This window comes from Actinomyces bouchesdurhonensis, from assembly GCF_963540955.1.
Taxonomy (GTDB): Bacteria; Actinomycetota; Actinomycetes; order Actinomycetales; family Actinomycetaceae; genus Pauljensenia; species Pauljensenia bouchesdurhonensis.
Genome location: NZ_CAUTSL010000013.1, coordinates 25227 through 51378 on the forward strand (window position 1 = coordinate 25227; position 26152 = coordinate 51378).

Genomic DNA, 26152 nt, shown 5'->3' on the forward strand with positions numbered 1-26152 from the left:
GAGGGCGGCGGGCTGAGTACCACACCACCGCTTTTCAGCGTGTCGCAGCCGGGACGTGACCCCATCGTTACATAACCTGACAGGGACTATTGACCCCGATCGGATGGTCCCATGATTCGTTTTGATGATGTCACCATGGTGTACACGCCTGGTGCCCAGCCCGCGCTGGACCACGTCTCGCTGGAGGTGGAGCGCGAAGAGTTCGTGTTCCTCGTCGGCAAGTCGGGTTCCGGCAAGTCCACTTTCCTACAGCTTGTCATGCGCGAAATGAAGGCAACGAGCGGCAAAGTATGGGTGCTTGGCAAGGACGTGTCCAAGCTGTCCACGTGGGCAGTGCCAAAGTTACGTCGCAAGATCGGCACCGTTTTCCAGGACTTCCGTCTGCTGCCCTCCAAGACCGTGTACGAGAACGTCGCCCTGGCCATGCAGGTCATCGGCAAGCCTCGTCACGCGATCGAGACGTCCGTTCCCGATGCTCTGGACCTGGTGGGCCTGTCCGGCAAGGAGTCGCGCCTGCCCCACGAGCTCTCGGGCGGTGAGGAACAACGCGTCGCCATCGCGCGTGCCATGGTGAACCGCCCCGAGCTGCTGCTCGCGGACGAACCCACCGGCAACCTTGATCCGGAGACGTCTCTGGGCATCATGCGGCTGCTGGACCGAATCAACCGCTCCGGGACCACGGTCGTCATGGCCACCCACGACGCGGACATCGTGAACCAAATGCGTAAGCGCGTCATCGAGTTGGAGGCCGGCGACGTTGTGCGCGACCAGAACCGGGGCGTCTACGGGGCTGGGAGGTAAGACCAGTGAAACTTCGTTTTATTCTGTCCGAGGTCGGAAAAGGTCTGTCGCGTAACCGCGCGATGAGCGTTGCTGTGATCCTCGTGACTTTCGTGTCCCTCCTCTTCGTGGGCATCGCTGGCCTAACGCAGATGCAGGTGTCCAAGATGAAGTCGGAGTGGTATGACAAGATTGAGGTCACTATCTACATGTGTGCCATCAACGATGCCGCCCCGAACTGCAACTCAGTCGAGGCAACAGACGAGCAGATTGACGCTGTACGCCAAAAGCTGGCGTCGGCAGAGATGACGCCCTACGTCGCTAACGTGTATGAGGAGACGAAGGAAGAGGCCTACGAGAACTTCCAGCGTCTGAACGGCAACGATGCACTGACCCAGTGGACCACCCCGGACATGCTCCAGTTCTCTTTCCGCATCAAGCTGGTCAACCCCGAGCAGTATTCCGTGGTCAAGGAGGAGTTCTCCGGGACCGCTGGCGTGTCTGAGGTCCGTGACCAGCGTGAGGTCGTTGAACCCCTGTTCCGAGTCCTGGGTGCCGCTCGCACAGCAGCCCTGGGCTTGGGCGCAATCATGGTTGTGGCCGCCATCTTGCTGATCTCTACGACAATTCGCCTGAGCGCAATGAGCCGCGAGCAGGAAACCCAGATCATGCGTTACGTGGGCGCCTCGAACCTGTTTATTCAAGCGCCGTTCATGATTGAGGGCGCGCTCGCTGCGCTGGTCGGTGCGGCGTTGGCGATCGGTTCCTTGTTCGCGGGCGTGCACTTTGTTGTCCAAGGATGGATGGCTCCCGCCTTCAAGTGGACGAACTTTATCGGCATGAGTGAGGTGGCGATCATGACGCCAGTCTTGGTCCTGGCGGCGGTCGCTCTGGCGGTGATCGCTTCTGCGTTCTCGCTCGCGAAGTACACCAAGGCGTGATTCTCATGGCTCGTTCTCCTCGTCGTTTCCGTGCCACAACGATCCGCGCGGGTGCTCTGGCCCTCGTGTTCGCCTCGTTCCTGGCCTTGGGTCAGACGCTGCCCGCGCGCGCGGACGGCGACCGCGAGGCCGCCGCGAATGCCGCTGAGCAAGCCCAGGCGACCGTCAATGCGCTTCAGTCTCAGCTGGAGGGAATCGATGCGTCCCTGGCGCAGGTATATATCGACTTGCAAAACCTCAACGGTCAGATTCCCGCCGCCCAGGCAGCCTACGATTCTGCCGCTGCTGAATACGACAGCAAGTCCCGCGAGCATGCGACGATCCTGGGGCAGCTTAGCGCCGCGCAGGGTGAACAGAGCCGTATCGACGGTTCGCTGGATGCTGCGAATACTCAGGCCGACGACTCACAGCGCGCGATCGCCGAGCTGGCGCGCCGCAAGTTCCGAGAGGGGAACGTGGATCCAGTCGCCGTTGCTTTGACGGCGGGCGGGACCGAGTCGATCACGGAGCGCGCGGCTGCGGCCGACATGGCGCTGCGAACAGAGAATCAGACAATGACCGCGGCGCTGGACGTGTCCTCATCTCAGCGCACGCAGTCTACGCGTCAAGGCGCGATCACGGATCGTATTGCCGACCTCGAGGCGCAGGCCGCGCAGGCGGAAGCGGACGCGCAGACCGCTAAGGACGATGCCGATGCCAAGCTCACGGAACTCAACACCTTGAAGGAACAGGCTTCTACTAAGCAGTCCGAATGGGATGCCCAGAAAGGTGAAGTTCAGGCTTCGCTCGATCAGGCGCAGGCCGACTACGAGGCTCGTAGCTCGGAGCTCGCCGCCATTGATGCGGCCAATCAGGCGTCCGGCGTGTCGTACACGTCGTCGTCAGGTTTCCGCAGCCCCCTCGACATTCCGATCGTCGTGACAAGCCCCTTCGGTATGCGCTACCACCCGGTGCTGGGCATCATGAAGGGGCATTCGGGCACGGACATGGCGGCTAGCTGCGGCACGATTATTCGCGCCGTTGCGTCGGGTTATGTCAACGCGGTGTCGTCGGACTATTCGGCAGGTAACTACGTGGACATCAACCACGGCATTGTCGGCGGGAACTCCGTCATCACCGAGTACCTGCACATGCAGGCACAGTATGTCTCGCCGGGGCAATACGTCAACGCGGGTGACGCGCTAGGCGAGGTTGGTTCAACCGGGTACGCGACCGGCTGCCACCTGCATTTCGGTGTGCGTGAGAATGGGAACTACGTTGAACCCATGAATTACCTGTAATCCGCGTTAGGATAGACCCCCGTAGCGACCCATGCTACGGGGGTCTTCGCGCACGGTGTGCGCACACGAGTCTGAGAGGAGGCGCCATGCCTAAGGAATGGAAGAAACCCAAGCCGACGGAGGGCCAGCGTGCCAAGGCTGCCTCCGACGCGAAGAAGACGATCGCCCGTAACAAGAAGGCGCGCCACGACTACACGATCGAGGACACGTGGGAGGCGGGCCTGGCCCTCATGGGCACCGAGGTCAAGGCTCTGCGTATGGGGCGTGCTTCCCTGGTGGATGCTTGGGTGGAAATCAATGGGGGAGAGGCGTGGTTGTACGGCGCTAACATTCCCCTGTACTCGCAGGGGTCGTGGACCAACCATGCTCCGACGCGCAAGCGTAAGCTGTTGCTGCACCGCGCCGAGATCAGCCGGATGCAGGACCGTGTGGCTGCTAAGGGCTACACGATCGTGCCCTTGGAGCTGTATTTCATTGGTGGGCGCGTGAAGGTCGAGGTTGCCCTGGCGAAGGGCAAGCAGGAGTGGGATAAGCGCCAGGCGTTGCGCGAGAAGCAGGATCAGCGCGAGGCCGAGCGAGCGATGCGTCGCTATGTCAAGCAAGCACGGCGGTAACGAAAGAAGACGATAGCGTGCCCGGTTCGGTCAGGATTTTTCGTCGCGATCTGTTGAGACTGGTCACAGTGCCTGTCGCGTGGATTGTCATCATCGGTGTGGCTTTCGTCCCCGCGCTGTACGCGTGGTTCAACATCGTGGGTTTTTGGGACCCGTATGCGAACACGTCGCAGATCAAAGTGGCCGTGGCCAATGAGGACGAGGGCGCGACGAAGGAGACCCTGGGGACCGTGAATGTCGGCTCGATGGTCTCGGACAAGCTCAAGCAGAATGATCAGTTGGGCTGGCATCTGGTGAGCGCTGATGAGGCCCGCGCCGAGGTGGAACACGGGGATTCCTATGCTGCTTTCGTCATCCCGGCCTCGTTTTCGCGCGACTTGACGGGTGTCGTTGATGGAACGTACGTCCGGCCGAATATCCAGTATTACGTCAACGAGAAGAACAACGCGGTCGCCCCCAAGATCACGGGGGCGGGGGCGACCGCGCTCGATCGCCAGATTAATTCAGCGTTTGTCTCTGCGGTCGCTAAAGCGTTGTCGGAGAAGGCGTCCGAGGCCGGGGTGAGCATCGCGGATCAGGCGGACGCTGCGCGCACGGAGCTGATGACGTCGATGGGGGAGGCGTCGACGAAGCTGGGCAACGCGTCGACGTCCCTGTCCGGCATGGGCACAACGATCGACTCGGCGAAGGAATCCGTGTCGTCTGCCCGCACGACGCTGACACAGCTGGATACAGCGATCACCGATTTGTCGGCGTCACTGGACACTGCCGTTCAACTGGTGACGGACTCGCGTACCTCCCTGGCGACCTTCTCCGGTTCGATGGGTTCCGTTCTTGACGGGCTTTCCACGAACACGACGAACGCGCTGGCGGGGTTGTCGGCGGATGCGGGCAGTCTTGACGGCGCTGTGCAGGCGGCGACGGGTAAGCTCGACGGGCTCCTCGTGGAGGGAAACTCGATCAACACGTCGGTTGGCACTGTTTTGTCCGACGTGCAGGCAGCTGGCGTGGGGAATCTGCCTGTGGCTGGAACCGTGCTGACGGACCTGACGAACCAGAACTCCTCGCTGTCGACGGCCATCGCAGACTTGACGACCGTCAACACGGACCTGTCTGGGTCTTCGACGTCGGTCTCGACGGCGCTGACCTCCGCGTCGACAGCAGCCTCCTCCGTGTCCACTGCCGTGTCGAACGCTCGTGCGGGTGTCTCTGGCCAGCTCCCGACGCTTTCGACTGCCCTGGATAACTTCTCCAGCGCCTCCTCGTCGATGCGTTCTTCGCTAGATACGCTCAGCAGCCAACGTGACCAGGTGTCTACCCTGCTCGACCAGCTGGATACGCTGCTCACTGAGGCGAAGAGCGCTACGGCGACCAGCGCCACGAACCTGGGTACAATCAAGACCGACCTGGACACGGCCACCACGGACCTGTCGTCGATCTCCTCCTCCAACACGCTGCGTGACCTGGCCACCTCTCTGGGCACTAACGCGGAGTCGATCGCGTCCTTCATGGCGTCGCCGACATCGATCGAGACCGAGGCCGTGTTCCCGGTCGCCGCCTACGGATCGGCCATGGCGCCGCTTTTCACGAATCTCGCGCTGTGGATTGGGGCGTTTTCCCTTGTCCTCCTCGTCAAACTTGACGTGGATGAGGACGGTGTGGGTCCCGTGTCCTCGTCGGCGAAATACATGGGGCGTTGGATGCTGTTAGCGTGTTTCGGTCTCATCCAGGCGCTCGTGGTGTCGATCGGCGACCTCATCATCGGGGTTCAGACGGTGTCGCGCCTAGCTTTCGTCGGTACGTCCATGCTCATCTCTGTGGTGTTTGTGTCGATCGTCTACATGCTGGCGACCTGCTTCCAGCACATCGGCAAGGGCCTGTGCGTCGTCATCGTGGTCATACAGATTCCTGGTGCTGCCGGCCTGTATCCGATCGAAATGATGCCGTCCTTCTTCCGTATGTTGCACCCACTGCTGCCTTTCACGTACGGGATCAACGCGTTGCGTGAGACGGTCGCCGGCTTTTATCGTCATGATTTCGTGATGGCACTCGGGGCGTTGGGAATGCACGCCCTGGTTGCCTTCACTGTCGGTCTTGCGTTGCGCCCCTACTTGGTGAATCTGAATGCGATGATCACGCGGGATTTGTCGTCCTCCGGCTTATTCATTGCAGAGGAGACGCGTGTGCCTTCCAATCGCTATCGCCTGACCCAGATCGTGGCGGCGCTGGCCGACCATGAGGGTTTTCAGCGGTCCGTGTTCACGCGTGCGGCACGCTTTGAACGGCGTTACCCGCACATCCGGCGAGGCGCGATCGTTGTCGGCGTCCTGGTTCCTGCCGTCCTGTCGGTCCTGTCGGTCACCAGTGCGGCGGAGGTTCCTCTGATTCTGGGTGCCTGGATCGTGTGGGTGCTCGCGGTCATCACGTTCCTCATTGGCTTGCAGTACGTGCGCCAGGCCCTGGAACGTCAGCAGCTCCTGGGCACCATGGACGAGGGTGATGTGCGTTCCCTGCTTACGCGCCGCGTGAAGGGGGCGCGCTCTCGGATAGCGGTTGGCGTGGCCGCCGTTGGGGCGTCTATTTCTTCCGCCTTGGCGGCTTCGCTCGCGCTGTATGACGCTGAGCACGGGGGTGATGGCGAATCCACCGTGGACGAGGTCGATCCCGGCCTCGCGGGCGACGATCCTGCAGAGCAGGACACGAACCCGGACGAGGCCGACCCCGGCCTCGTGAATGAGGACAGTTTGGCGCAGGCTCACAAGACCGACCAGGCCGACCCCGGCCTCGCGGGCGAAGATGACAGTGGCACCGATGATTGCGCGATCGGCACCGCCGGGGAGGAGACGACGTGAAGACCATGTGGACCATCTACCGCGCTGACCTGTCGCGCGCGCGCAGCTCGCTCATCACGATCGTCGTGATCTTCGGGCTTGTTGTTATTCCCTCCCTGTTCACGTGGTTTAACGTCGCCGCGTCCTGGAATCCTTTCAGCAATACGCGTTCCCTGCGCATCGCCATTGCGAACACAGACGAGGGGTATAAATCGGATCTCGTTCCTCTTCATATCAACATCGGCGACCAGGTGGTTGCCGCGCTGCGCACCAACGAGAATTTCGACTGGGTGATCGCCAGCGAAGAGGGGGCAATTGAGGGGACGCGCTCAGGTGAGTACTACGCGGCGATTGTCATCCCCGCTGAGTTCTCGCAGGACATGCTGACCTTTTTCGACGGCGACGCGACCAGCGCGCCGATGACCTACTACGTCAACGAGAAGAAGAACGGCATCAGCCCGAAGCTCGCGGGGCAGGGAGCGCAGTCCGTCAGCGCCCAGGTTAATCAGGTTTTTACTCAGACTCTGGCTGAGATCGCGCTGGACACGGCGACTTCCATGGGTGAGGCACTGTCCTCACCGAGCGCCGTCGGGGCCGTCACCAACCTCGATACCCGCGTACAGACCATCGCCACCCGTCTGCGTACGGCCGCCGACAGCGCTGACTCATACTCGTCGATGGTGAGTTCGTCGATCGCCCTCATCGATTCGACGAACACGCTCATATCGAATGTGAGTACCGCTACCTCCCCCGCTAAGTCCGCGGCGACGAGCGCAGATGCAGGAACCAGCGGGCTGACCGCCGCCGCGACGGCAGCTATCGCGTCCGTGTCGAGCGCCATCGAGTCGTCCAAAACCTCACTCGATTCACTGTCGAGCGCGGTTGACAACGTGTACACGACGGGCACGACGACAGCGACCGACGCGGCCACCTCTCTGAACTCGCAGGCGGACGTTTTGGACTCCCACGCGGCATCCTATGAGACCATCAAGACGACGCTGTCGGCGCTTCCCGGATCGCCCGTGTCCCAGTCGACCCTTGATTCACTGCAGGGGGCTGCCGATCGTTTGCGAACATTGGCAACTAACCTGCGTGGCGCGGCAACCGACCTGTCTACGAAAACAACGGACGCGACAACTAACCACGATTCCGTCAACGCTCTCATCAGTGAGGCGCACCAGTCTATCGATGGCCTGTCCGAGGACTACAACACGAACCTGAAACCGAAGCTCGACGAGCTGGCCTCGACGCTGTCTTCCGCGCAGGCCTCGCTGAGCGCGATGGGCGCAACTTTGTCTTCTGCGGCCTCGACGACTTCCACCGGCTCCGATAGTGCGCGCGATAAGCTCACCGGTATTCGCGATACGTTGACTGGCGCGGGCACAGACCTGCGCGACGCGGCCGGTAAACTGGATACGCTGCACGAATCCATTTCGGAGGCTCTCTCCAGCGGCGACCTGACGATGCTGCAGACAGCCATTGGGAACAACCCTGAAGCGCTTGCTGCCGCGATCGCGGCGCCCGTCGGGATCGAGACGACTCCCGTGTTTCCAGTCGAGAACTTCGGCTCCCAGATGGCGCCCATGTACTCGATCTTGGCCCTGTGGGTCGGCTCTGTCCTCATGGTCGTCTCGATCCGCTCCGACGTGACCGACGAGAACGTCGCTTGGGGCTTGGCCGAGGACGACCCCCTTCGTGCGGCTCTGGTCTCTTCACCCGTGCGCTTGTCATCGGGGTTCTTGGGGCGTTATCTGATCTTTGGGACGATCGCGCTCGCTCAGGCGACCTTGGTGGGGCTGGGTGACCTGTATTTCTTGAAGGTGCAGCACAATCATCCGTTGGAGTTCATGGGGACTCTGTGGCTGACGGCCATCGTGTTCTCATTTCTGCTGTATACGCTCATTGCGACGTTTGGGAACGCAGGCAAAGCGTTGGGCGTCCTCTTGCTTGTCCTGCAGATCTCCGGTGCTGGGGGAGCGTTCCCGCTGGAAATCCTGCCGTCGTCTTTCTCGATGATCTCTCCGTTCTTGCCTGCCACGCACGCGATCACTGCGTTGCGTGCGGCCATCGCCGGCTACTCGGGACACGAATACGGGGACGCCATGTGGTCTCTGGCGTCTTTCATTGTGTTTGCCGCGTTCCTGGGGTTGGCGCTGCGTCCGCTGCTGGTGCGCAGTAATCGGCGTATGGTGGCCAAACTGGAGTCGACGAAACTCCTGTGAGGCTTGCGCTGTCGGGTGCCTCTGGGGCTCTGGTGGGCTCCGTCGGGGACGAGGCGGTGGCTCGTTGTCGGGGCTTCGCGCGGCCGCCCGGGTGGCTCCTGTTTTCCCTTGACGTTTGGGGTGCGTGGGCGTATGCTGATGTGTCTGACGGTCTGGCGTGATGCTGGGCGTCGGAGAGTTGAAAACTCAAGAGGGGATGATCGGTTTCGACAGTGGTCGTCGATCGAAGTGAAGCGAGCCGAGAATGTACGCTCAACTCGTTAACGATGCGTGCAAACCAATAGGTGCCGAACAGAATCGCACCGACTACGTTCTCGCTGCCTGATTTCGCAGCTTGAGCCTTTAGTCCGTCAGCCCGGGAGTTGCTTCCGGCTCGGTGTCTGGCGTCGTTTAGGAAGCCACTGGGGGCTGCCCATGTTGGTGGGGCTGCTCCGACACTCAATCAACTGAGCCTATCTGGCGGTGAGTCTACGCGGGCGCTGGGGGCTGAGAAATAAAGTCGTAGACTGCGCTCGGAGAAGAATTCGGGGTCGGCTATTGGACGGGGGTTCGATTCCCCCCATCTCCACCCATCTCAAATCCCGGGTTTCCGTTGGAAGCCCGGGGTTTTGTCTGTGTGTTCGAGTCGTTCGTGTTTGGTGCGAAGCGGGCCTAGGCGCCCGAGAGTCCCTCGCGCAGCTCCGCTAGTTCTTCGTCGAAGAGTCCCGCAGATTTTTCGTTGATCGCTGCGAGCCGATCAATCCAGGCGACCGTGACCGCGCCGTATTTGACGAGCGACGAGACTGCGCCGTCAACGTCGGGGCCGTCGCACTCGAGCATCATGCGCAGGTATTCAACGGCGTCAAGGGCGTTGCGCCGTTCGAGTTCTGTGATGGTGTCTTGAACAAACGATGTCACCGTGTCATGGTCCATGCGTTGACATTAGCTGATGTGCTTGTTTTCGGTAGAGCGGTGTCACCGCAGGATGGTTGAGACACGGGTGCCTGGTCCTGTGTTTCACCTTCGTTGTTCGGTAATGTTGATGGTATGAGGTGGGCGACAAGAGCAACGTGGGTGCGAATCGTTGTGCTGGCGTGTGTGGACATGGGGGCGACGGGCATTTGGTTCGGCGTTCGTCAGATGGTCAACGCGGATAATGATGCGCAAGCCCTCGCGTTGACGATCCTCTTTATTGCTCTGCCGCTGCTCACGATCGCGGTTGCCGCGTGGGATGGCGTGAAGGATGGGTTCAGTCTTCTGTGGCTGCTTGCCCCGTTTGTGTGCTTTCTGCCCCCGATGTTTCTGTTTTTTGGCGACAGTGCCTTGAAGTACGGTGCGTGTTACGCAGTGTTCGGACTGGTCGCGAACGTTCTGGGTGCGCTTCTTCATCGCTCCGGTTCGCGCTAGTTGCTGCTTCTGCGTGGTTGTTAGCTCGGGCCTCGCCCGTGAGGTGTCGTGCGGGTCGTGGGGTCTGCTCGTTGCAGAGGTGGGTGTTACTACTTGCCAGCAGATACCCCTAGGGGTATTCTTAGTCGAGTTATTGGAGGCGATTTTCCGATCAAAAAAGAAAGTGAGCGGCACATGCGAGTCGTCGTTGTCGGAGGGGTCGCGGGCGGCATGAGCGCGGCAGCGCGCCTACGTCGCCGCGATGAAGAAGCAGACATCATCGTTGTGGAGCGAGGCCCATACGTCTCCTTCGCAAACTGCGGACTCCCGTACTACGTCGGCGGGGAGATAGTCGACCCCGCAAGGCTCCTCCTCCACACCCCGCAATCCCTCAAAGCGGCGCTCAACCTCGACGTGCGCATCAACTCCGAGGCCAGTGCGATCAACCCTGCCGCGCACGCCGTCGAAGTCACCAACACGAAAACTGGCGAGGCCTACACGATTTCCTACGACTACCTGATCCTCACCCCGGGAGCCTTCGCCGCCCGGCCCCCGATCGACGGCCTCGACTCCCCGCGCGTGCACACCCTGCGCACGGTCGACGACGCCCTTGCCCTCCGCGAGGCGCCGGGCACTCGCGCCCTCGTACTGGGGGCCGGTTTCATCGGCATCGAGGCCGCCGAGGCCCTCACGCACCGAGGCTTCGAGACCCACCTCGTCGAGTTCGCCGAGCACGTCCTGCCGCCCCTCGAGGTCGAGATGGCAACCCTGGTCACCCAGGAGCTGCGCGCACTCGGCGTGCACGTTCACGCCGGAGTCGCCGCCCAGTCCATCTCCCACGGAGACGACCACGACTCCGTGACCCTGTCCGACGGCACCGAGCTGAGCGCCGACGTCATCGTCCTATCGACCGGTGTCCGCCCCGACACGGCCATCGCCGAGGCTGCCGGCATCGAGACCAGGGGCGGCTACATCCTCGTCGACGACCGCGGGCGAACGAGCGCAGGCGACGTGTACGCCGTCGGCGACGCCACGGTCGGTCGCGACCACGACCGCCCCGTCGCCCTGGCTGGACCCGCGAACCGCGGCGGACGCCTCATCGCCGACGCGATCGCCGACGCGGCAAGCGGCGCGGTCACCGCGCGCCCCATTCCGAGGCCCCAGGGCACCGCGATCGTCCGCGTCGGCGGACTCACCGCCGCCATGACGGGCGAGAATCGCCAGGCCCTGGACGCGGCAGGCACGCAGTACTTCACGGTGCACACGCACGCGAACCAGCACGCGGGCTACTTCCCGGACGCCAAGCCCGTGCACATCCTCATGCACGTGGGTACCAGCGGGCAGATTCTCGGCGCGCAAGCCGCGGGCGCCGACGGCGTGGACCGCCGCATCGACGTGATCGCGACCGCCATGCGAGCAGGCTTGAAGGCTCCGGACCTCATTGACCTCGACCTCGCCTACGCGCCGCCGTACGGCCAGGCTAAGGACCCCGTCAACCAGACCGGCATGGTCGCCCACAACGTGTTGACCGGCGAGCTCGTCCTGACCGGTCCGGATGCACTGACCGAGGAGACGCCGATCCTCGACGTGCGCACGCCGGGGGAGTACGCGACCGGGCACATGCCGAACTCCCTGAACATCCCGCACACGCAGCTGCGCGACCGCCTGGACGAAGTCCGCACCTGGGTTGACGAGAGTGTCGGAGAGCGGCCATTCGTCGTCATGTGCGCCGTCGGCGTGCGCTCCTGGATCGGCTACCGCATCGTGCGCGCGGCAGGTTTCAACGTGACGATGCTTTCGGGCGGCATTCAGACGCTGCGAGCATGGCTCGGAGACCGGGCCGATGCTGTACTGGTCAAGGAGAAGAACTGAGTATGGCAACACGGACACAGGTCCTGAATCGTCTGAAGCGTGCTCGCGGGCAGCTCGACGGCCTCATCGAGCACATCGAGAGCGGGGACGCGAACTGCCGGGACGTGCTCACCCAGTTCGCGGCCGTCAACTCTGCGATGAAGCGCGCCAGTTACCTCGCGGTCGCCACGATTATGTCCCAGTGCACGATCGCGGACTCGGACCACGGAAACGATGATGCTCTGGCGCCCGAAGCAGTAGAATCTCTCGTCAAAACCGGGAGCGTGACGCTCGAAGAGCTCGAACAGTTGTTCCTCCGGCTGGCCTAATGCGACGCCGCAACCAGCCCACTGGGGAGAACTCATAGCACCATGGCGCGGATTCGCCGACGGATTCGAAGCACAACAAGGGAAGGAAAATATCGTGTGTCGACCCACCACCTGCGAGGTTTGCGGAAAGACCACCTGGAAGGGCTGCGGCAAGCACATCGACTCGGTGAAGGAGAAGGTGCCCGCGGATCAGTGGTGCGATAAGGACCATACCGACGAGGAGTATGCTGCCGCCGAGAAGAAGCGCGGTTTCTTCGGCAGCTTCTTCAGCTAGTCCTGCGCTCCTCTGGCAGCGTTGCGCCCACCGTGACGCCGGATTTTCGCGCATTTCTCAGCGACCGTCATGCTGACGTGTCAAAGAGAGTTTATATTCGTGCGACACAGGTATCATTGAGTCATGAGGTGGACGACAAAATCAACGTGGATTCGTATCGTCGTGCTGTTCGGTATTTACCTGCTGATACCGGCGGCATGGTTTGGTGTCTCGCGCATCTCGGACTCGATGGAGATCGTGAAGAGCCTCGTGTTCCTGATCCTGCTCGTCATCCTGCCCCTCCTGGCGATGGTCTTCGGCGCGTGGGACGGCGTGAAGGAGGGCTTCAGCCTCCTGTGGCTGCTCGCACCCTTCGCGTGCTTCCTGGCGCCGATGTTCCTGTTCTTGAACGACAGCGCCTTGATCTACGGGGTGGGCTACAGCGTCCTCGGCTTCGCGGCCCACGGCGTCGGCGCGCTCATCCACGCGCGCCGCGCGCGAGGACGCGGATAGGTTACGAACATCCGGATAGCTTAGTAACCTATCCGGATGCGCATAGCCTATCCGGATGCGTGCATCCTATCCGGATGTGTCCTCGTGCTTCTGTTGCCGTGCACAAAACCTTGTTTCGCACCGGCATCGCAGCCGCGGGCGTAGCATTCCCAGTAGCGTACTGGTGCGTCACCGTCGGTGTACGCGTTCGACAGGCACACGGAGGTGTTCAGCAATGTTCTGGGATCGGGTCGCGCCCCTGTACGACGCTTTTGAAAACACGGTGAACCGAGCCTCGTATGAGGGCACGGCACTCGCCGTCGCACAGATGATCGGCCCGGGCGACGAGGTCCTGGAGTGCGCGTGCGGCACCGGCGCGATTAGCGCCGCCATCGCTCCCGCCTGCGCGCGCCTGGTCGCCACGGACTACTCCGACGGCATGCTCGCGCAAGCCCGCAAGAAGCTCGCGAAGCGCTCGAACGTCACCGTTGAACAAGCAGACATCACGGCCCTGCCCTACGCCGATGACTCGTTCGATGTCGCCGTCGCCGGCAATGTCATCCACCTCCTGCCCGACCCCGAGCAAGCCCTGCGCGAGCTCGCCCGCGTCGTCAGGCCCGGCGGGACGATCATCCTCCCCACCTACATTGAGCCCCTGAAACGTAAGCAGGGCATGATCCCCGCTCTGCTTGCCCGCCTCGGCGTCGGCTTTGAGCGGCGCTTCACCCAGGCCTCGTACCGGGCGTTTGTCGAGGGGATGGGGTACGCCGAGGCCCGCTACCGCCTCGTGCGCGGCCGCATCCCCTGCGTCATCGCCGTCCTGCCCAATAGGAAGCGGCGGGACTAGCGGCCGGCCAGCGTGAGCTCGCGTAGCATCGCCCCGTAGGCGACCGAGTCGCGGCTCATGCGCTCGCAGTGCCCCCATCCCGGCCAGACGCGCAGCTCCGCGTCGGGGTAGAGCCGGGGGATCGTGCGGCGCGCGAGGCGCAGGTCCGAGTCTTTGTCCCCGTAGGCGAACGTGCAGCGCCGCGACGTGGCGGGGGAGAGGGGAGGGAGAGCGACCCGTGAGCAGTCGCGGGCGATCGCGCGGATGCTCTCCTCGCTCATCGCGATGAGCGAGTGGGTCATGGGGCGCGCGGCCTCCTCACCGAAGAGGCGCGCGAGCTTGCGGACCCCGACCTCGGGGTCGCGCGCGGCCTTGCGGCGCTTCGCGATCATGACGCGGCCGAGGACGGCTCCTCCCGCCCGGGCCACGGGCCCGCCCGAGTAGAAGCTCACCCCTTCAACAAACACCCGATCGAAGGAGAGGTCGGGGAATCGCAGCAGTTCAAAGAGTATGACCCCGCCGAGTGACGCCCCGAACATGAGCGCCAGGTGCGTGGCATCGTGTTCCACGAGCCAGGAGTGGATCGCCGCCGCCTCGTTGGCTGCTGACACGTAGGGGGCCGAGGCCTCGTCCCCGTGGGCGGACAGGTCGGGCGCGAGGAAGCGCAGCCCCGCGCCCATGTGGTCGGCGACCGCAATTTTTATGCCCGAGGCCGAGGAGAGCATCGGGTGAATGAGTAAGACGGTGGGGGAGTCGTCGGCGCTGGAGTCGTAGACGTGCATTTTCATGGCGTTGCTCTGCATGAGCGTCGGGCGCACCGGCGCGCCCGTGAATCGAGTGGACAATCAGATGCTACCACCGAGATGCCGCGGCGGAGGTGGATTCACGGGAGGGGATCGCGGTATCCTGGCTGGCAACCGAAGGAGTGCGACGTGGCCTACGACGTGAAGAAGGAATGCAAGGAACTGTACGCCCCGAAGAAGGGACCCAGCATCGTCGAGGTCCCTCCCATGACCGTCGTGGCGGTGCGCGGCAGCGGAGACCCCACCGAGGACAACGGCGCCTACCAGCGAGCGATTGCGATCCTGTACGCCATCTCCTACACCATCAAGATGAGTAAGAAGGGTACCCGCCAGATCGACGGCTACGTTGACTTCGTCGTGCCGCCCCTTGAGGGTTTCTGGTGGCAGGACGGCGTCGAGGGCGCCGACTACGCCCACAAGGAGGCCTTCCACTGGATCGCGCTCATTCGCCTGCCGGACTTCGTGACGCGCGAGGTCTTTGACTGGGCGGTCCAGGAGGCGACGCAGAAAAAGAAGGTTGACTGCTCGATCGCCGAATTTCTTGTGGTGGATGAGGGGCTGTGCGTCCAGTGCCTGCACGTGGGCAGCTACGACAGTGAACCAGCCACGGTCGAGGCCATGGACGCTTACGCGCGGGAGGCGGGCTATGAGCTCGACCTGTCGGAGGCGAGGCGTCATCACGAGGTCTACCTGTCGGACGCCCGCAGGGTTGCCCCCGACAAGTTGAAGACGATCATCCGGCACCCCGTTAAGCGCCGGTCGGCAGCCGCGCAGTAGGGTGCGGCATCCGAGCCTGACAAGACGGCCGCCGCGCCGCTCGGGCTTCCCTGGTGGCCCCGTGGCGGGGGCATAGGTATTGTTGGTCTGTTCACGACTTAACCAAAGGAGAACAAGATGCTAGTTGTGACGACCCCGACCGTTGAGGGCACCCCGATCAAGCGCTATATCGGTATGGTGTCCGGCGAGACCTTCGCTGGCGTCAACATGTTCAAGGACTTCGGCGCGGGCCTGTCGAACATGTTCGGCGGGCGTGCCTCCCAGTACGAGGAGGAGATCGGTAACGCGTCGGCTACCGCCGTCAACGAGATGTGTGCCCGCGCGCAGGCGATGGGCGCCAACGCCGTCGTCGGCGTGAAGGTCGACTACTTCACCGCTGGCACGAATAACGGCATGCTCGCAGCGATCGCGACGGGAACGGCCGTTATCCTGTGACGAAGCGCCACTGGGGTGGCGCCACCTTGATTCGTGAACTCGCAGGGAGGGTCATGAGCGATGATGCCCGAGGCCTCCCTGCGGGTTTTCGTCTCTGGGTCCGTGCACTGTGGCTTGGTGATGGGGAGCTGGTGGCCTACAGAGGTGGCCGAGAAAAAATCAAACTAAGGCAACGCTTAGCCATGGCAGTGTAGCCTATGAATGCTGTGGGGTAAAGCTCTTGACACATGGTGAGCGGAAAGAGGGCTGGGACTAGGTTCTTGCGACTGGTCACTCTAGTCTTGACAGTGGGTGTTTCGCTTCGACGCGAACGCATCCGATGCCCAGTTGTCAATCAAGTGAGCCAGAGATGTCCCATCGTTCCATCATGGCACTGGCGCTGGTAGTGACCGGCGCCCTCGCCGCGACCGCAGTCAATACCCCGGCGGCCTTCGCCGAGGAGGAAACCCAGGCGCCCAGCGTCGCCGCCGGGGCTGCCCAGGGCACCCAGGCCTCGTCGAACGAGGCGCAATCGGCAGACGGGCCCCAGTCCGGTGCAACCGACGAGGCCGGGGATCCTAACCCGGCTGCTGTGCCCGAGAGTACCGACGACACCCCGGCGACGATCATCGTCGCGCTCGAGGATGGAAGTGTCGGTATTCCTTGGTATCGCAGGATTTTCGGACTCTCCTCCCAGACCAAGCATGAGACGGTCAAGGATCGCATCGAGACCTCGGTCGAGCAAGCGGTCCCCGGTGCCGACGTCACCGATGTCGCCGACTACACCCATGCATTCGACGGATTTGCGTTCAGTGCCCCCGCCTCCTCCCTCGAGGCCATCAAAAACACCGAGGGCGTCAAGACCGCCTTCATCGAGCGCCACCTCAAGCCGCTGGTCGTGGACGACGACAATGCGGCGAGCGAAGTCGGCGCGGTGAACCCGGGTCTGAAGAACGCCTCCTCCCTGGAGATGACCCGAGCAAACCAGAGCACACAGAAGGGTGACAAACAAGTCATCGAGGTTATCGACACGGGTATCGAAGCTACACACCAGGCCTTCTCCGGTTCCATGGAGGGTGTGCCCGTACGTTTGACACAGCGAGACGTCGAGTCCCTCGTGGGCAAGCTCAGCCACGGCAAGAGTGGCGCGTACCTGAACTCGAAGATCCCCTTCGTCTACGACTACGCGGACAACGACGCAAACGTGCTTCCCACCTCCACCAAGGATCTCTCCCACGGCACACACGTCGCCTCGATCGCCGCCGCCAATGCGCCCGACCTGCAGGGTACCGCCCCCAACGCGCAGATCATCGTCGCGAAGGTCGCCGCCGACAAGGATGGTGCGATCCCGGACAGCACAGTGCTCGCCGCCCTCGATGACGCTGTCATCATCAAGCCCGACTCGATCAACCTTTCCCTCGGCGACGACGCCGGTATGGGAACCGAGGCGGGCACCGTCTACGCAGAGGTTTACAAGAACCTCGCCGCCGCGGGCGTGACCGTCAACGCCGCTGCAGGCAACTCATATTCGAGTGCTTATGACAACAAGAGCGGGAAGAATCAACCGTACGCGAGCGACCCTGACGCGGGTACAGTCTCGGAACCCGCCTCCTACTCCTCGACCCTGGCGGTTGCATCGGTGAACAACCAGGACGCCCTGCCCTACCTCACCCACGGTGACAAGCAGATCGTCTACCGCAAGTCGCGCGGCCTCAAGGACGCTGTCGTCCCCAGCCTGCTCGACATCCCCGAGGGAACCTACACGCTGATCTACGGCGGGATTGGCGACGCTGCCGCCCTGGAGCAGATGCTCGTCCAGCATCCTGGTGACCTGTCGACAACCATCGTCCTTGAAGACCGTGGCGGGGCGGATAGCGCGACCGGGGCCGACATGACGCACGAGGCCAAGGTCAGCGCGCTCACCAAGCTGAGCTCGAAGCCCGCCGCCCTCATCATCGGGGACTCCGAGGACACGGACACCCCCTACGTGGCCACGATCGAGTCCACCCACACGATGCCAACCGTGACTATCACGAAGAAGGAGAAGGATGTGCTGATCGCGGCCATCAGCGCCGCCGACTCCCGCTCCATCTCCATCTCGAATCCGCACGAGGGCCTCGCGCTGGCCTCCGCCAACCCCACGGTCTCGGACTTCACGTCCTGGGGCGTCACCCCGGATCTCACACTCAAGCCCGAGGTGGCCGCCCCCGGCGGTAACATCATGGCCGCCGTGCTGGGCAACCAGTACCGTTCCATGTCCGGCACCTCCATGGCGACCCCGCAGGTCGCGGGCATCGCCGCACTCGTGCGCCAGCGCATCAATGAGGACCCCGCGTTCGCCGACCTGAGCGCCTCCGAGAAGACCTCGATCGTCACGAACTTCCTGATGGGCACAGCCCACCCGCTGCTCGACGTCGACCAGAACAACGGCACCTACTACTCGCCGCGTCGCGTCGGCGCAGGCCAGGTGGACGCCCTGGCAGCCACGACCTCGTCCGTTTACCCGACCGTGGTGGGCGCCGCGAACCCCTCGCGCCCCAAGGCCGACCTGGGGGATGGCACGCAGGGCTGGACCTTCCAGGTGAGCCTAACCAACGTCTCGAACGAGGCCCGCTCCTACACCCTGGGCGGCCAGGCGCTGTCCGAGATCGTCGAGGACGGGCTCTTCACGCAGCATTCCACGAACTGGGCGGGGCAGGGCATCGACCTGACCTTCTCCGCCGACTCGGTGACAGTCCCCGCCCAGGGAACCGCCACCGTGACCGTCACGGTGACCCCGCGCTCGGCCTTCGCCTCCTACGCGAACGCCAACGCTCCCAAGGGCACCTTCATCGATGGAGTCGTCACCTTCACGAGCAGCGACGGGCAACCCGACCTGACCGTTCCCTACATGGGCTTCTACGGGTCGTGGGGCGCGCCCGCCGTTTTCGACGGCAAGTGGGACGACGGCACGACGAACGACTCGCACGCCTGCTCCTCGACCCTCATGAACCCGGCGACGGACGTTCCCCTGGGCGCGCTCAACCCGCTGGTTGGGCAGGACCCGGATGATGTTCGCGTCGTCGATCCCGCCTCCTTCATCATGTCCCGCTCGGACGCTCAGGAGGCGCCCAGCAAGATGCTGCCGCGCACGTGCCTGCTGCGTAACACGCCGAAGCTGACCTACACGTACACGAACGAGGCCGGCCAGACTGTGCGCTCCTACGCCTTCGAGCGTGCGAAGAAGTCCTTGTTCAACTATTCCGCGGGCGCGGTTGTGCCCGTCGAGAGCCAGGAGGGCAACAATCCGGTCTTCGACGGTTTCGACGAGGCCGGCAACGAGCTGCCCGACGGGCGCTACACGCTGACGATCGAGGCCTCCTCCGTGGCTCCCTCGTCCTCGACCCAGCGGATGACCTGGCAGTTCTCCCTGGACACCCAGGCGCCCGTCATCTCGAACGTTGCGGTGATGGGCGAGGACGAGGGGCGCGTCGTGTCCTTCGATGTCTCCGATCATTCGCCTCTGGCTGGCATCGCTTTCTCCGAGTCTCCCGACTCTCGTCACTATTACGACGAGAAGGAAGCCGCGGGCGCGAACCGTCAGCCTGACGGCACATACTCCAAGCACTACGAGATCGCCTGGAAGGATCTGGTCGACCGCGCGGATTCTACCGACCCGGCTTCCTCCTACCTGTACGCGTGGGACTGGGGCAAGAACCAGACCCGCCAGCAGATCCGCTTCCAGACCATCCCGATGACCTCCCTGTCGCTTGCCCCGCAGACCTCCACGGTCGTCGCGGGCGACAAGCTCGTGCTCACCGCCTCCTACGAGCCCTCGAACGCGAACGTCACCGACCTCGCGTGGTCTTCCTCGAACGAGGCCGTGGCAACCGTGAGCGAGAGTGGCGAGGTGAGTGCGGTGGCTGCGGGCGACGCGACCATCACTGCAACCGACGCGACCCAGCCGAGCCTGTCGACCGCCGCGCAGGTCCACGTGCGCACGATCTCCGAGGATGTGGGCATTGAGCTGGAGCAATCCTCGCTGGCCGTCAAGGTGGGCGAGGAAGGCACCGTGAAGGCTTACCTGGCGCCCTCCCTGCAGGGCCGCGACATTAGCTGGTCGGTGGAACCCGCCGACCTGGCCACGGTCGTCGGCGTCGCGGTAACGACGAGCGCCACGGTAACGGGCGCAGATCACGCTGGAGCGGGCACGCTGAGCGCGACCGTCACCGACGCGGCGGGCGCTGCCAAGACCGCCTCGATCCCCGTCACGGTGCGAGCAGCCGACGCCGACGACTTCGAGATCGACGAGAACGGCGTTCTCACGGCCTACAAGGGCAGTGCGACCGACGTCGTCATCCCCGAGGGCGTCACCGACATCGGCGAGCGTGCGTTCGCGAGCTCGACCGTGGAACACGTGACGATTCCCGCCGCCGTGCGCAGCATCGGCAACGAGGCCTTCATGTACTCCTCGCTAACGAAGGTCACCTTCCAGGACGATCCGGCCCACCCCTCCCAGCTCACGACGATCGGTGAGCGCACGTTCGCGAACACGAGCCTGGAAGCCATTGAGCTGCCTCGCTCCGTGGTGACGATCGGCGCTGAGGTCTTCGACTACGACTCGGCGCTCACGTCGATCAAGCTGGGGCCGAACGTCGCCGCTGATGCACTGACCTCGGGGTACGCAGAGACTACCGCGCTGACCGGCATCGAGGTCGACCCCGCGAACCCGAACTACGAGAGCATCGACGGGGTCTTGTACTCCAAGGACCACTCGCGCCTGATCCTCTACCCGGCAGCCAAGAACACAGGCGGCTCGTACACGGTGCTGGACGGGGTCGCGAGCATCGCACCCAAGGCCTTCCAGAAGGCGGGCATCACCGCCGTGGCGCTGCCCGACAGTCTGCGCGTGATCGGGGACGAGGCGTTCCGCCTCTCCGCGCTCACCGCGCTGACCCTGCCCGAGAAGTTCGAGACGGTCGGCACCTGTGCCTTCTGCTCTGCTGGCAAGCTGGACAGCATTGATCTGGGAGGCGCGATCTCCCTGGGTGGCAGCGCGTTCGAGTCCACGAGCGCCAAGAATGGAGTCAATTTCCGTCCCGAGCTGGGGCGCCTGACGACGATTGGCGACTTCGCGTTGAGCCGCACCGCGGTTCCTACCGTGAGTCTGCCCGACTCGGTGACCACGGTTGGCGAGCAGGCTTTCTCGGAGAACTCGGCCCTGGCCTCGTTCCACATCGGCGCGGGCGTATCCTCCTTCGGCGAGACCGCCCTGTATAACGACCGCACGATCGCCACGTTGACCGTGTCCGCCGATAACGCGGTGTACTCGGCCGAGCGCAACGTCCTGTACCGCACGGGCGCCGACGGGCTGCACCTCCTGCTCTCCCCGGCGGCGAATACCATCACCGACTACACGGTGCGCGCGGGCACGGTCGAGGTCGGCGCCTCGGCGTTTGCCAACAACAAGACGCTGACCCGCGTCGTCCTGCCCGAGGGGGTGAGGACTATCGGAGACGATGCCTTCAGTGGTGCCGCGGCCCTGACTGAGCTGGTCATACCGGATTCGGTGGAGACCTCAACGGGTGTCGTGGGCAACTCCGTGGAGTTGGTCGAGTACGGTACGAAGGTGCGCTCGATTCGCATGGAGGGCAGCTGGGTGCCGATGCCTCGTCGCATCGTCGTGCGCGGCGGCGTAGATGGCTCTTTCGTGTACGACGGTTGGCCGACGAACGGGCGTCGCGAGAGTGCTTTCTTCGGCGAGGGCATGACGTCTATCTCCTTCGGCGTGGACGTTCCGCGCGTCCTCGTCCTGCCTGCGACGCTCACCCGCCTCGACCTCGAGCAGGATTTGAGCGATGAGAAGAAGGAGGACACGCGGGTCTACGTTGCGGGCGGCGAGGACTCGCAGGCTTGGGCTGTCGCGAAGGCCGCGCTCGAAGCGGCTGGTATTAATGTGGCGCAGCTGCACGCCTACACAGCGCCGTCCGTGGCTCTGTCTGGCGTGGGCATCGCCGAGGCCGAGGCGGGGTACACGCTCGCGGACCCGGCTGGGTCTGCGGTGGAGATTACTGCCTCGGTGACGGGCGGTATCGCGGGCACCCAGCAGGTTCGCGCTTTCGAGGTCGGTGCCGATGGCGCCGAAACGCTGGTACGTGACTGGACCGACATGAGCGTAGGCGGTGACCGCGCGGCGGGTGCGTCCGCGACGTTCCCGTGGACCCCGTCGGGCACTGATGTGGCTCTGCGCGTCGAGGTGCGCGACGCGTCGTACCTGACCAACAAGGTGCGACTGGCGATGCTGGGTGCTCCCGCTCCGACCCCCGACCCCGCGCCTACGCCCGACCCCGCTCCGACGCCGGACCCCGCTCCGACGCCCGACCCCGCGCCGACGCCGGACCCGACCCCCGACCCCGCTCCGACCCCGGAGCCTGCCCCGGAGCCTGCCCCGACGAGTGGCGCGTGGGTCTGTGATGCGCGGGGTTGGTGGTACCGCTACGCTGATGGGTCGTTCCCCTCGAGCCAAGCGGTAACCATCGGTGGTTCTGTGTTCCGTTTTGGTGCGGATGGGTACATGCGTACTGGATGGGTGCTGGACCGCGGCTTGTGGTTTTATCACCAGGAGTCGGGTGCTCAGGCGCTCGGCTGGGTGAGGGACGGTTCGTCGTGGTTCTACCTGGATGAGGAGACGGGTGCGATGGCTACTGGCTGGTTGCGCCTCGGGTCGTCCTGGTTCTACATGACGCCCGGCAGTGGCGCGATGGCGACCGGGTGGCTGAGGGACGGTGCCTCGTGGTTCTTCTTGAATCCCGATAGTGGCGCAATGGCGACGGGGTGGATGATGATCCGCGGGACCTGGTACTACTTCAATCCTGCTGATGGCGCTATGGTCACCGGTTGGCTGCACCGAGGTGATTCCTGGTACTACCTGAAGGCCTCGGGTGCGATGGCCACCGGGTGGGTGCGGATCGGGCAGACATGGTATTTCTTCTCTGATTCTGGCCAGTGGACATGACCGCGTGATCATAGCGGTTGAGACGAGAAGGCGTCGGGGGGCCGGTCGGCCGGCCCCTCGACGTAGCTGCCTGCGGCGTGCGTGGCCTGGCGTGATTGATTCGTTGCTAAACACGCGCATTGAGTTTGTCAGACCATGTGGTTAGCATGCTTATGTGACATTGATCGTGCCATTTGCGACACGTGTCTGACTGTGTCCGTGTATCCCTGTTGTCATGAGCTTGCTTTTGATACATCGTGGAAAACGGATGGTTAACAGACGATGGGTGGCAAGAAGGGGGGTTTCGCGACGGACGGAATATTCCTACGAGGGATATAGTTCAGGGTTTTTACACTATGATGGCATGGGCCTTTGTTTTACCCAATGTCAACAGAGAGGGTCACTTATGTCCCGTGGGAAAGTTTCGGTGCTGGCGTTAGCGCTCGCCGGTGCGCTGTCGCTGACCGCCGTCAGTATGCCCGCCGCTTTCGCGGCCAGCCCGAGCGCGGGCGCTCAGGTGAAAGTAGCCGCCGCGCCGCAAGCCAATAATGATGGATTCACTATCGACGCCGACGGCGTACTCGTGTCGTACACGGGCACTGCGACGGACGTTCGTATCCCCGAGGGCGTGACCGAGATCAGCTCGAACGCCTTCACTAATGCGCAGCTGACGAGCGTGTGGATTCCCGCGAGTGTGCGCGCGATCGACGACTCTGCATTCGCTGGCCAGCCGCTCACCCAGGTCACCTTCCAGGACGAGGATGCGCACCCCTCGCAGCTGGAGACGATCGGGGACCGCGCCTTCACATACACGGCTCTTGAGAGCGTCACGCTGCCGCGATCGGTCAAGACCGTGGGTCAGGAAACTTTCAGTGACATGGAGAAGCTGCGCTCCGTGCACATCGGTGCGAATGTCGAGGAGGATGGCCTCTTCGCCGCATTCGCGCGAACCCCGCTCCTGGAGAGCATCGAGGTTGACGCCGCGAACCTGAACTACCAGAGCCTCGACGGTGTCCTGTACGCGCAGGGCGGCACACACCTGGCGACTTACCCGCAGGCAAAGAATAAGGGAGGGGCCTACGCGGTCGCTGAGGGAACCTCGACCATTGACGAGGGTGCCTTCTCCTCTGCGCAGATCACCTCCCTGACCCTGCCCTCGAGCCTGCGCTCCGTGAACAAGGGCGCGTTCGTGGGCTCGCAGATCACCTCCCTGACCCTGCCCGACGGCTTCGAGTCCATGGACGACACGGCTTTCTGGTACATGCCTAAGCTGGAGCGCGTCGACCTGGGCGGCACCACGGCGCTGTCCAATAGCGCATTCCGCTACGACAAGGCGCTCGCCGAGGTGAACTTCCGCCCCGACCTGAACCGACTGACCGATGTCGGCGACTATGCTTTCGTGGGCACGGCTCTCATCTCTGTGACGCTGCCCGACTCGGTGACTTCGATCGGTCAGGGGGCGTTTTCCTCCAACACTGCCCTCAGGTCTGTCCACTTGGGCTCGGGCCTTGCCACCATCGGCGAATCCGCGTTCGTGGACGCGAGCAGCCTCTCCTCGCTGACCGTGGACCCCGCTAACACGGTTTTCTCGCAAGAAGACGGCGTCCTGTACAGCAAGGATGACGCGGGGCGCACCCTCGTCCTGTACCTGCCCACGAAGACGGACGCCGACGTCACGGTTCCCGCCGGAACGGTCGCGATCGCTGACTCTGCTTTCGCGAACAACACTTCCCTGCGCCGCGTCGTCCTGCCCGAGGGGCTGACGACTATCGGCTACGGCGCCTTCGATGGCGATACGAACCTCACCGATCTCGTCATTCCTGACTCGGTGACGGTTGCCCGCGGCCTGGTCAACAACGGCCTGGACACGATCGAGCTGGGAACGAAGGTCACGGAACTGTGGATGACCCCGCGTGGGACCACCACCCCGCGCCACATCATCGTGCGCGGCGGTAACGACGGCGAGTTCTACTACGAGGGCAAGGCCTCCAACGGGCGTCCCGACAGCGCCTACTTCGGCGAGGGGATGACCCGATTCACCTTCTGGTTCGACACTCCCCGCGTCCTGGTGCTGCCCTCGACCGTCGAGGAGATCAAGCTCGCCGCCGACATGGACGATGACCTCAAGGCGGGCACCGAGATCTACGTCGCCGCCCCCAAGGGCTCGAAGGCGTGGACGCTCACCGAGACGGCCATGAAGGACGCCGGCTACAACACGGAGAGCCTCTTCGAGTACACGACCCCTCAGGTGAGTGTGTCGGGCACCGGCATCAACGAGGCCGGGGCCGGGTACACGCTCACCACCACCGTGGGCACGCCGACGACCATCAACGTCTCCGCGCAGGGCGGCACCCTGGGCGGGCGCGAGCTGCGCGTCGTGCAGGTCAGCGCTGACGGCACCGAAACGATCCTCCAGGACTGGGCGTCGATGCAGGGCAGCTCGGACCAGAGCGCGTCCACTTTCTCCTACACCTGGACCCCGACCAGCGCTGAAGCGTCGCTGCGCTTCGACGTGCGTCAGGATCCCCACGCCGTGACCTCGACGACCGTGAAGGCCTCGTCTGACGCGACGCCCGCGCAGGGCCAGTGGGCCTGGGGCGCTCGCGGCTGGCGGTACCGCTACGCGGATGGCACCTACCCAACCAACACGAGCAAGACCATCGACGGCCAGGTGTACCGCTTCGACGCCGACGGCTACATGCGCACCGGCTGGGTCTTCGAGCAGGGTTCGTGGTACTACCACGACGTCTCGGGCGCCCAGGTCACCGGTTGGGTTCTCGACGGGGTCTCCTGGTACTACATGGACCCGAGTACGGGTGCCATGGCCACGGGCTGGGTCACGGTTGGCTCGCACTCGTACTACCTTGACCCGCAGACCGGCGCAATGAAGACCGGCTGGCTCAAGGACGGTGATTCCTGGTACTACCTCAAGCCCGGCAGCGGCCAGATGGCAACGGGCCGCGTCTGGATCGGGTGGCGGTACTACCGCTTCTCCGAGACCGGTCAGCTAATCCGCTGAGTCGGGAGAGGGGCGACAAGCCTCTTCCGCGCGCCTGCGTCGCCGGTGTTCCGGGGGCGCAGGCGCTGTCGCTGCGGGCAGTGTCCGCATGAAAAGTCTCAGGGAATTCTCAGGTTGTGTTGTCGTTCTGGCAAGGTTGGCTTCCTACAGTAGAGGCATACAAGGAAAGGCGACGTCGGCCATAGCGGCCACGTCGGCATGAATCTTCTGAGGAGCTATTTGGGCGAACGTGCACTGTGTTGATGGGATGCGCCGAGGGGTCGACCGTGAGGTTGGCCCCTCGGTGTTTCTGCTTGGCTGTGGTGAGCTCGCCCAGTGGGGCGTTCGGGCTTATAGGTCAGGTTGTGTTGGTTTTTGGGCTGTCTTTCGTTGCTACAAAGCC

Annotated in this window: 18 protein-coding genes and 1 other RNA gene; 17 read left to right on the top strand and 2 right to left on the bottom strand. The window is 63.6% G+C overall.

The genetic code is table 11. The features are described from left to right. Positions 1–111: 111 nt before the first annotated feature. The 7 genes from ftsE to ssrA all read left to right on the top strand — a co-directional run bounded on the left by ftsE (position 112) and on the right by ssrA (position 9239). Positions 112–801: a cell division ATP-binding protein FtsE gene (gene ftsE / locus RYL44_RS03655; RefSeq protein ID WP_073982753.1), complete on the top strand. Its 690-nt coding sequence runs from the start codon at positions 112–114 to the stop codon at positions 799–801. A gap of 5 nt (positions 802–806) precedes the next feature. Then, positions 807–1721 carry a permease-like cell division protein FtsX gene (ftsX, locus tag RYL44_RS03660; RefSeq protein ID WP_073982752.1) on the top strand — a complete coding sequence of 305 codons (915 nt, stop codon included), beginning with the start codon at positions 807–809 and terminating at the stop codon, positions 1719–1721. A 5-nt stretch (positions 1722–1726) separates the two neighbouring features. Continuing rightward, positions 1727–3001: a peptidoglycan DD-metalloendopeptidase family protein gene (locus RYL44_RS03665; RefSeq protein ID WP_276739429.1), complete on the top strand. Its 1275-nt coding sequence runs from the start codon at positions 1727–1729 to the stop codon at positions 2999–3001. Between the two features lie 86 nt (positions 3002–3087). After that, complete coding sequence (smpB, locus tag RYL44_RS03670; protein WP_073982751.1) at positions 3088–3615, top strand: SsrA-binding protein SmpB; 528 nt, start codon at positions 3088–3090, stop codon at positions 3613–3615. 17 nt (positions 3616–3632) lie between these two features. After that, on the top strand, positions 3633–6467 hold the full coding sequence (locus tag RYL44_RS03675; protein ID WP_314975122.1) for a YhgE/Pip domain-containing protein: 2835 nt from the start codon (positions 3633–3635) through the stop codon (positions 6465–6467). Continuing rightward, on the top strand, positions 6464–8668 hold the full coding sequence (locus tag RYL44_RS03680) for a YhgE/Pip domain-containing protein (protein ID WP_314975123.1): 2205 nt from the start codon (positions 6464–6466) through the stop codon (positions 8666–8668). The genes RYL44_RS03675 and RYL44_RS03680 overlap by 4 nt, the downstream gene beginning before the upstream one ends. Before the next feature lie 192 nt (positions 8669–8860). Then, positions 8861–9239: a transfer-messenger RNA gene (ssrA, locus tag RYL44_RS03685) on the top strand. Between the two features lie 80 nt (positions 9240–9319). Here the strand turns inward: ssrA and RYL44_RS03690 are convergent. Then, the gene (locus RYL44_RS03690) at positions 9320–9580 is read right to left on the bottom strand and encodes a hypothetical protein (RefSeq protein WP_314975124.1); all 261 of its coding nucleotides are present in this window, start codon (positions 9578–9580) and stop codon (positions 9320–9322) included. 114 nt (positions 9581–9694) lie between these two features. Here RYL44_RS03690 and RYL44_RS03695 point away from each other — a divergent pair, with 114 nt between their 5' ends. The 6 genes from RYL44_RS03695 to RYL44_RS03720 all read left to right on the top strand — a co-directional run bounded on the left by RYL44_RS03695 (position 9695) and on the right by RYL44_RS03720 (position 13805). After that, positions 9695–10054: an iron ABC transporter gene (locus tag RYL44_RS03695; RefSeq protein ID WP_314975125.1), complete on the top strand. Its 360-nt coding sequence runs from the start codon at positions 9695–9697 to the stop codon at positions 10052–10054. A 174-nt stretch (positions 10055–10228) separates the two neighbouring features. Further along, a complete protein-coding gene (locus RYL44_RS03700) occupies positions 10229–11905 on the top strand; it encodes an FAD-dependent oxidoreductase (RefSeq protein WP_314975126.1) in 1677 nt (558 codons plus the stop codon). A gap of 2 nt (positions 11906–11907) precedes the next feature. Continuing rightward, on the top strand, positions 11908–12213 hold the full coding sequence (locus RYL44_RS03705; RefSeq protein ID WP_073982746.1) for a metal-sensitive transcriptional regulator: 306 nt from the start codon (positions 11908–11910) through the stop codon (positions 12211–12213). Between the two features lie 94 nt (positions 12214–12307). After that, entirely contained in the window at positions 12308–12487 is a 180-nt protein-coding gene (locus RYL44_RS03710; protein ID WP_073982745.1) for a hypothetical protein, read from the top strand. A 123-nt stretch (positions 12488–12610) separates the two neighbouring features. Beyond that, the gene (locus tag RYL44_RS03715) at positions 12611–12979 is read left to right on the top strand and encodes an iron ABC transporter (protein ID WP_314975127.1); all 369 of its coding nucleotides are present in this window, start codon (positions 12611–12613) and stop codon (positions 12977–12979) included. 214 nt (positions 12980–13193) lie between these two features. Continuing rightward, positions 13194–13805, top strand: a complete 612-nt coding sequence (locus RYL44_RS03720) for a class I SAM-dependent methyltransferase (RefSeq protein ID WP_314804811.1) — start codon at positions 13194–13196, stop codon at positions 13803–13805. Here the strand turns inward: RYL44_RS03720 and RYL44_RS03725 are convergent. Beyond that, the gene (locus RYL44_RS03725; protein ID WP_390883778.1) at positions 13802–14629 is read right to left on the bottom strand and encodes an alpha/beta fold hydrolase; all 828 of its coding nucleotides are present in this window, start codon (positions 14627–14629) and stop codon (positions 13802–13804) included. The genes RYL44_RS03720 and RYL44_RS03725 overlap by 4 nt on opposite strands. An 87-nt stretch (positions 14630–14716) precedes the next feature. Here RYL44_RS03725 and RYL44_RS03730 point away from each other — a divergent pair, with 87 nt between their 5' ends. The 4 genes from RYL44_RS03730 to RYL44_RS03745 all read left to right on the top strand — a co-directional run bounded on the left by RYL44_RS03730 (position 14717) and on the right by RYL44_RS03745 (position 25770). Further along, positions 14717–15364, top strand: a complete 648-nt coding sequence (locus RYL44_RS03730) for a GyrI-like domain-containing protein (RefSeq protein ID WP_314975128.1) — start codon at positions 14717–14719, stop codon at positions 15362–15364. A 117-nt stretch (positions 15365–15481) separates the two neighbouring features. Beyond that, positions 15482–15799 (top strand): heavy metal-binding domain-containing protein, encoded by a 318-nt coding sequence (locus tag RYL44_RS03735; protein ID WP_073982743.1) that lies wholly within the window; start codon positions 15482–15484, stop codon positions 15797–15799. 349 nt (positions 15800–16148) lie between these two features. Continuing rightward, positions 16149–22772, top strand: coding sequence for a leucine-rich repeat protein (locus tag RYL44_RS03740; protein WP_314975129.1), 6624 nt, complete (start codon positions 16149–16151; stop codon positions 22770–22772). Between the two features lie 385 nt (positions 22773–23157). Next, positions 23158–25770, top strand: coding sequence for a leucine-rich repeat protein (locus tag RYL44_RS03745; protein WP_314975130.1), 2613 nt, complete (start codon positions 23158–23160; stop codon positions 25768–25770). The last annotated feature ends 382 nt before the right edge of the window (positions 25771–26152 follow it).

Bases quoted from the DNA above. Each gene is read 5' to 3' on its own strand.
- RYL44_RS03740 (WP_314975129.1), top strand. From the start codon at position 16,149: ATGTCCCATCGTTCCATCATGGCACTGGCGCTGGTAGTGACCGGCGCC.
- RYL44_RS03715 (WP_314975127.1), top strand. From the start codon at position 12,611: ATGAGGTGGACGACAAAATCAACGTGGATTCGTATCGTCGTGCTGTTC.
- smpB (WP_073982751.1), top strand. From the start codon at position 3,088: ATGCCTAAGGAATGGAAGAAACCCAAGCCGACGGAGGGCCAGCGTGCC.
- RYL44_RS03705 (WP_073982746.1), top strand. From the start codon at position 11,908: ATGGCAACACGGACACAGGTCCTGAATCGTCTGAAGCGTGCTCGCGGG.
- RYL44_RS03720 (WP_314804811.1), top strand. From the start codon at position 13,194: ATGTTCTGGGATCGGGTCGCGCCCCTGTACGACGCTTTTGAAAACACG.
- ftsE (WP_073982753.1), top strand. From the start codon at position 112: ATGATTCGTTTTGATGATGTCACCATGGTGTACACGCCTGGTGCCCAG.
- RYL44_RS03665 (WP_276739429.1), top strand. From the start codon at position 1,727: ATGGCTCGTTCTCCTCGTCGTTTCCGTGCCACAACGATCCGCGCGGGT.
- RYL44_RS03690 (WP_314975124.1), bottom strand. From the start codon at position 9,580: ATGGACCATGACACGGTGACATCGTTTGTTCAAGACACCATCACAGAA.
- RYL44_RS03745 (WP_314975130.1), top strand. From the start codon at position 23,158: ATGTCCCGTGGGAAAGTTTCGGTGCTGGCGTTAGCGCTCGCCGGTGCG.
- RYL44_RS03735 (WP_073982743.1), top strand. From the start codon at position 15,482: ATGCTAGTTGTGACGACCCCGACCGTTGAGGGCACCCCGATCAAGCGC.
- RYL44_RS03695 (WP_314975125.1), top strand. From the start codon at position 9,695: ATGAGGTGGGCGACAAGAGCAACGTGGGTGCGAATCGTTGTGCTGGCG.
- RYL44_RS03700 (WP_314975126.1), top strand. From the start codon at position 10,229: ATGCGAGTCGTCGTTGTCGGAGGGGTCGCGGGCGGCATGAGCGCGGCA.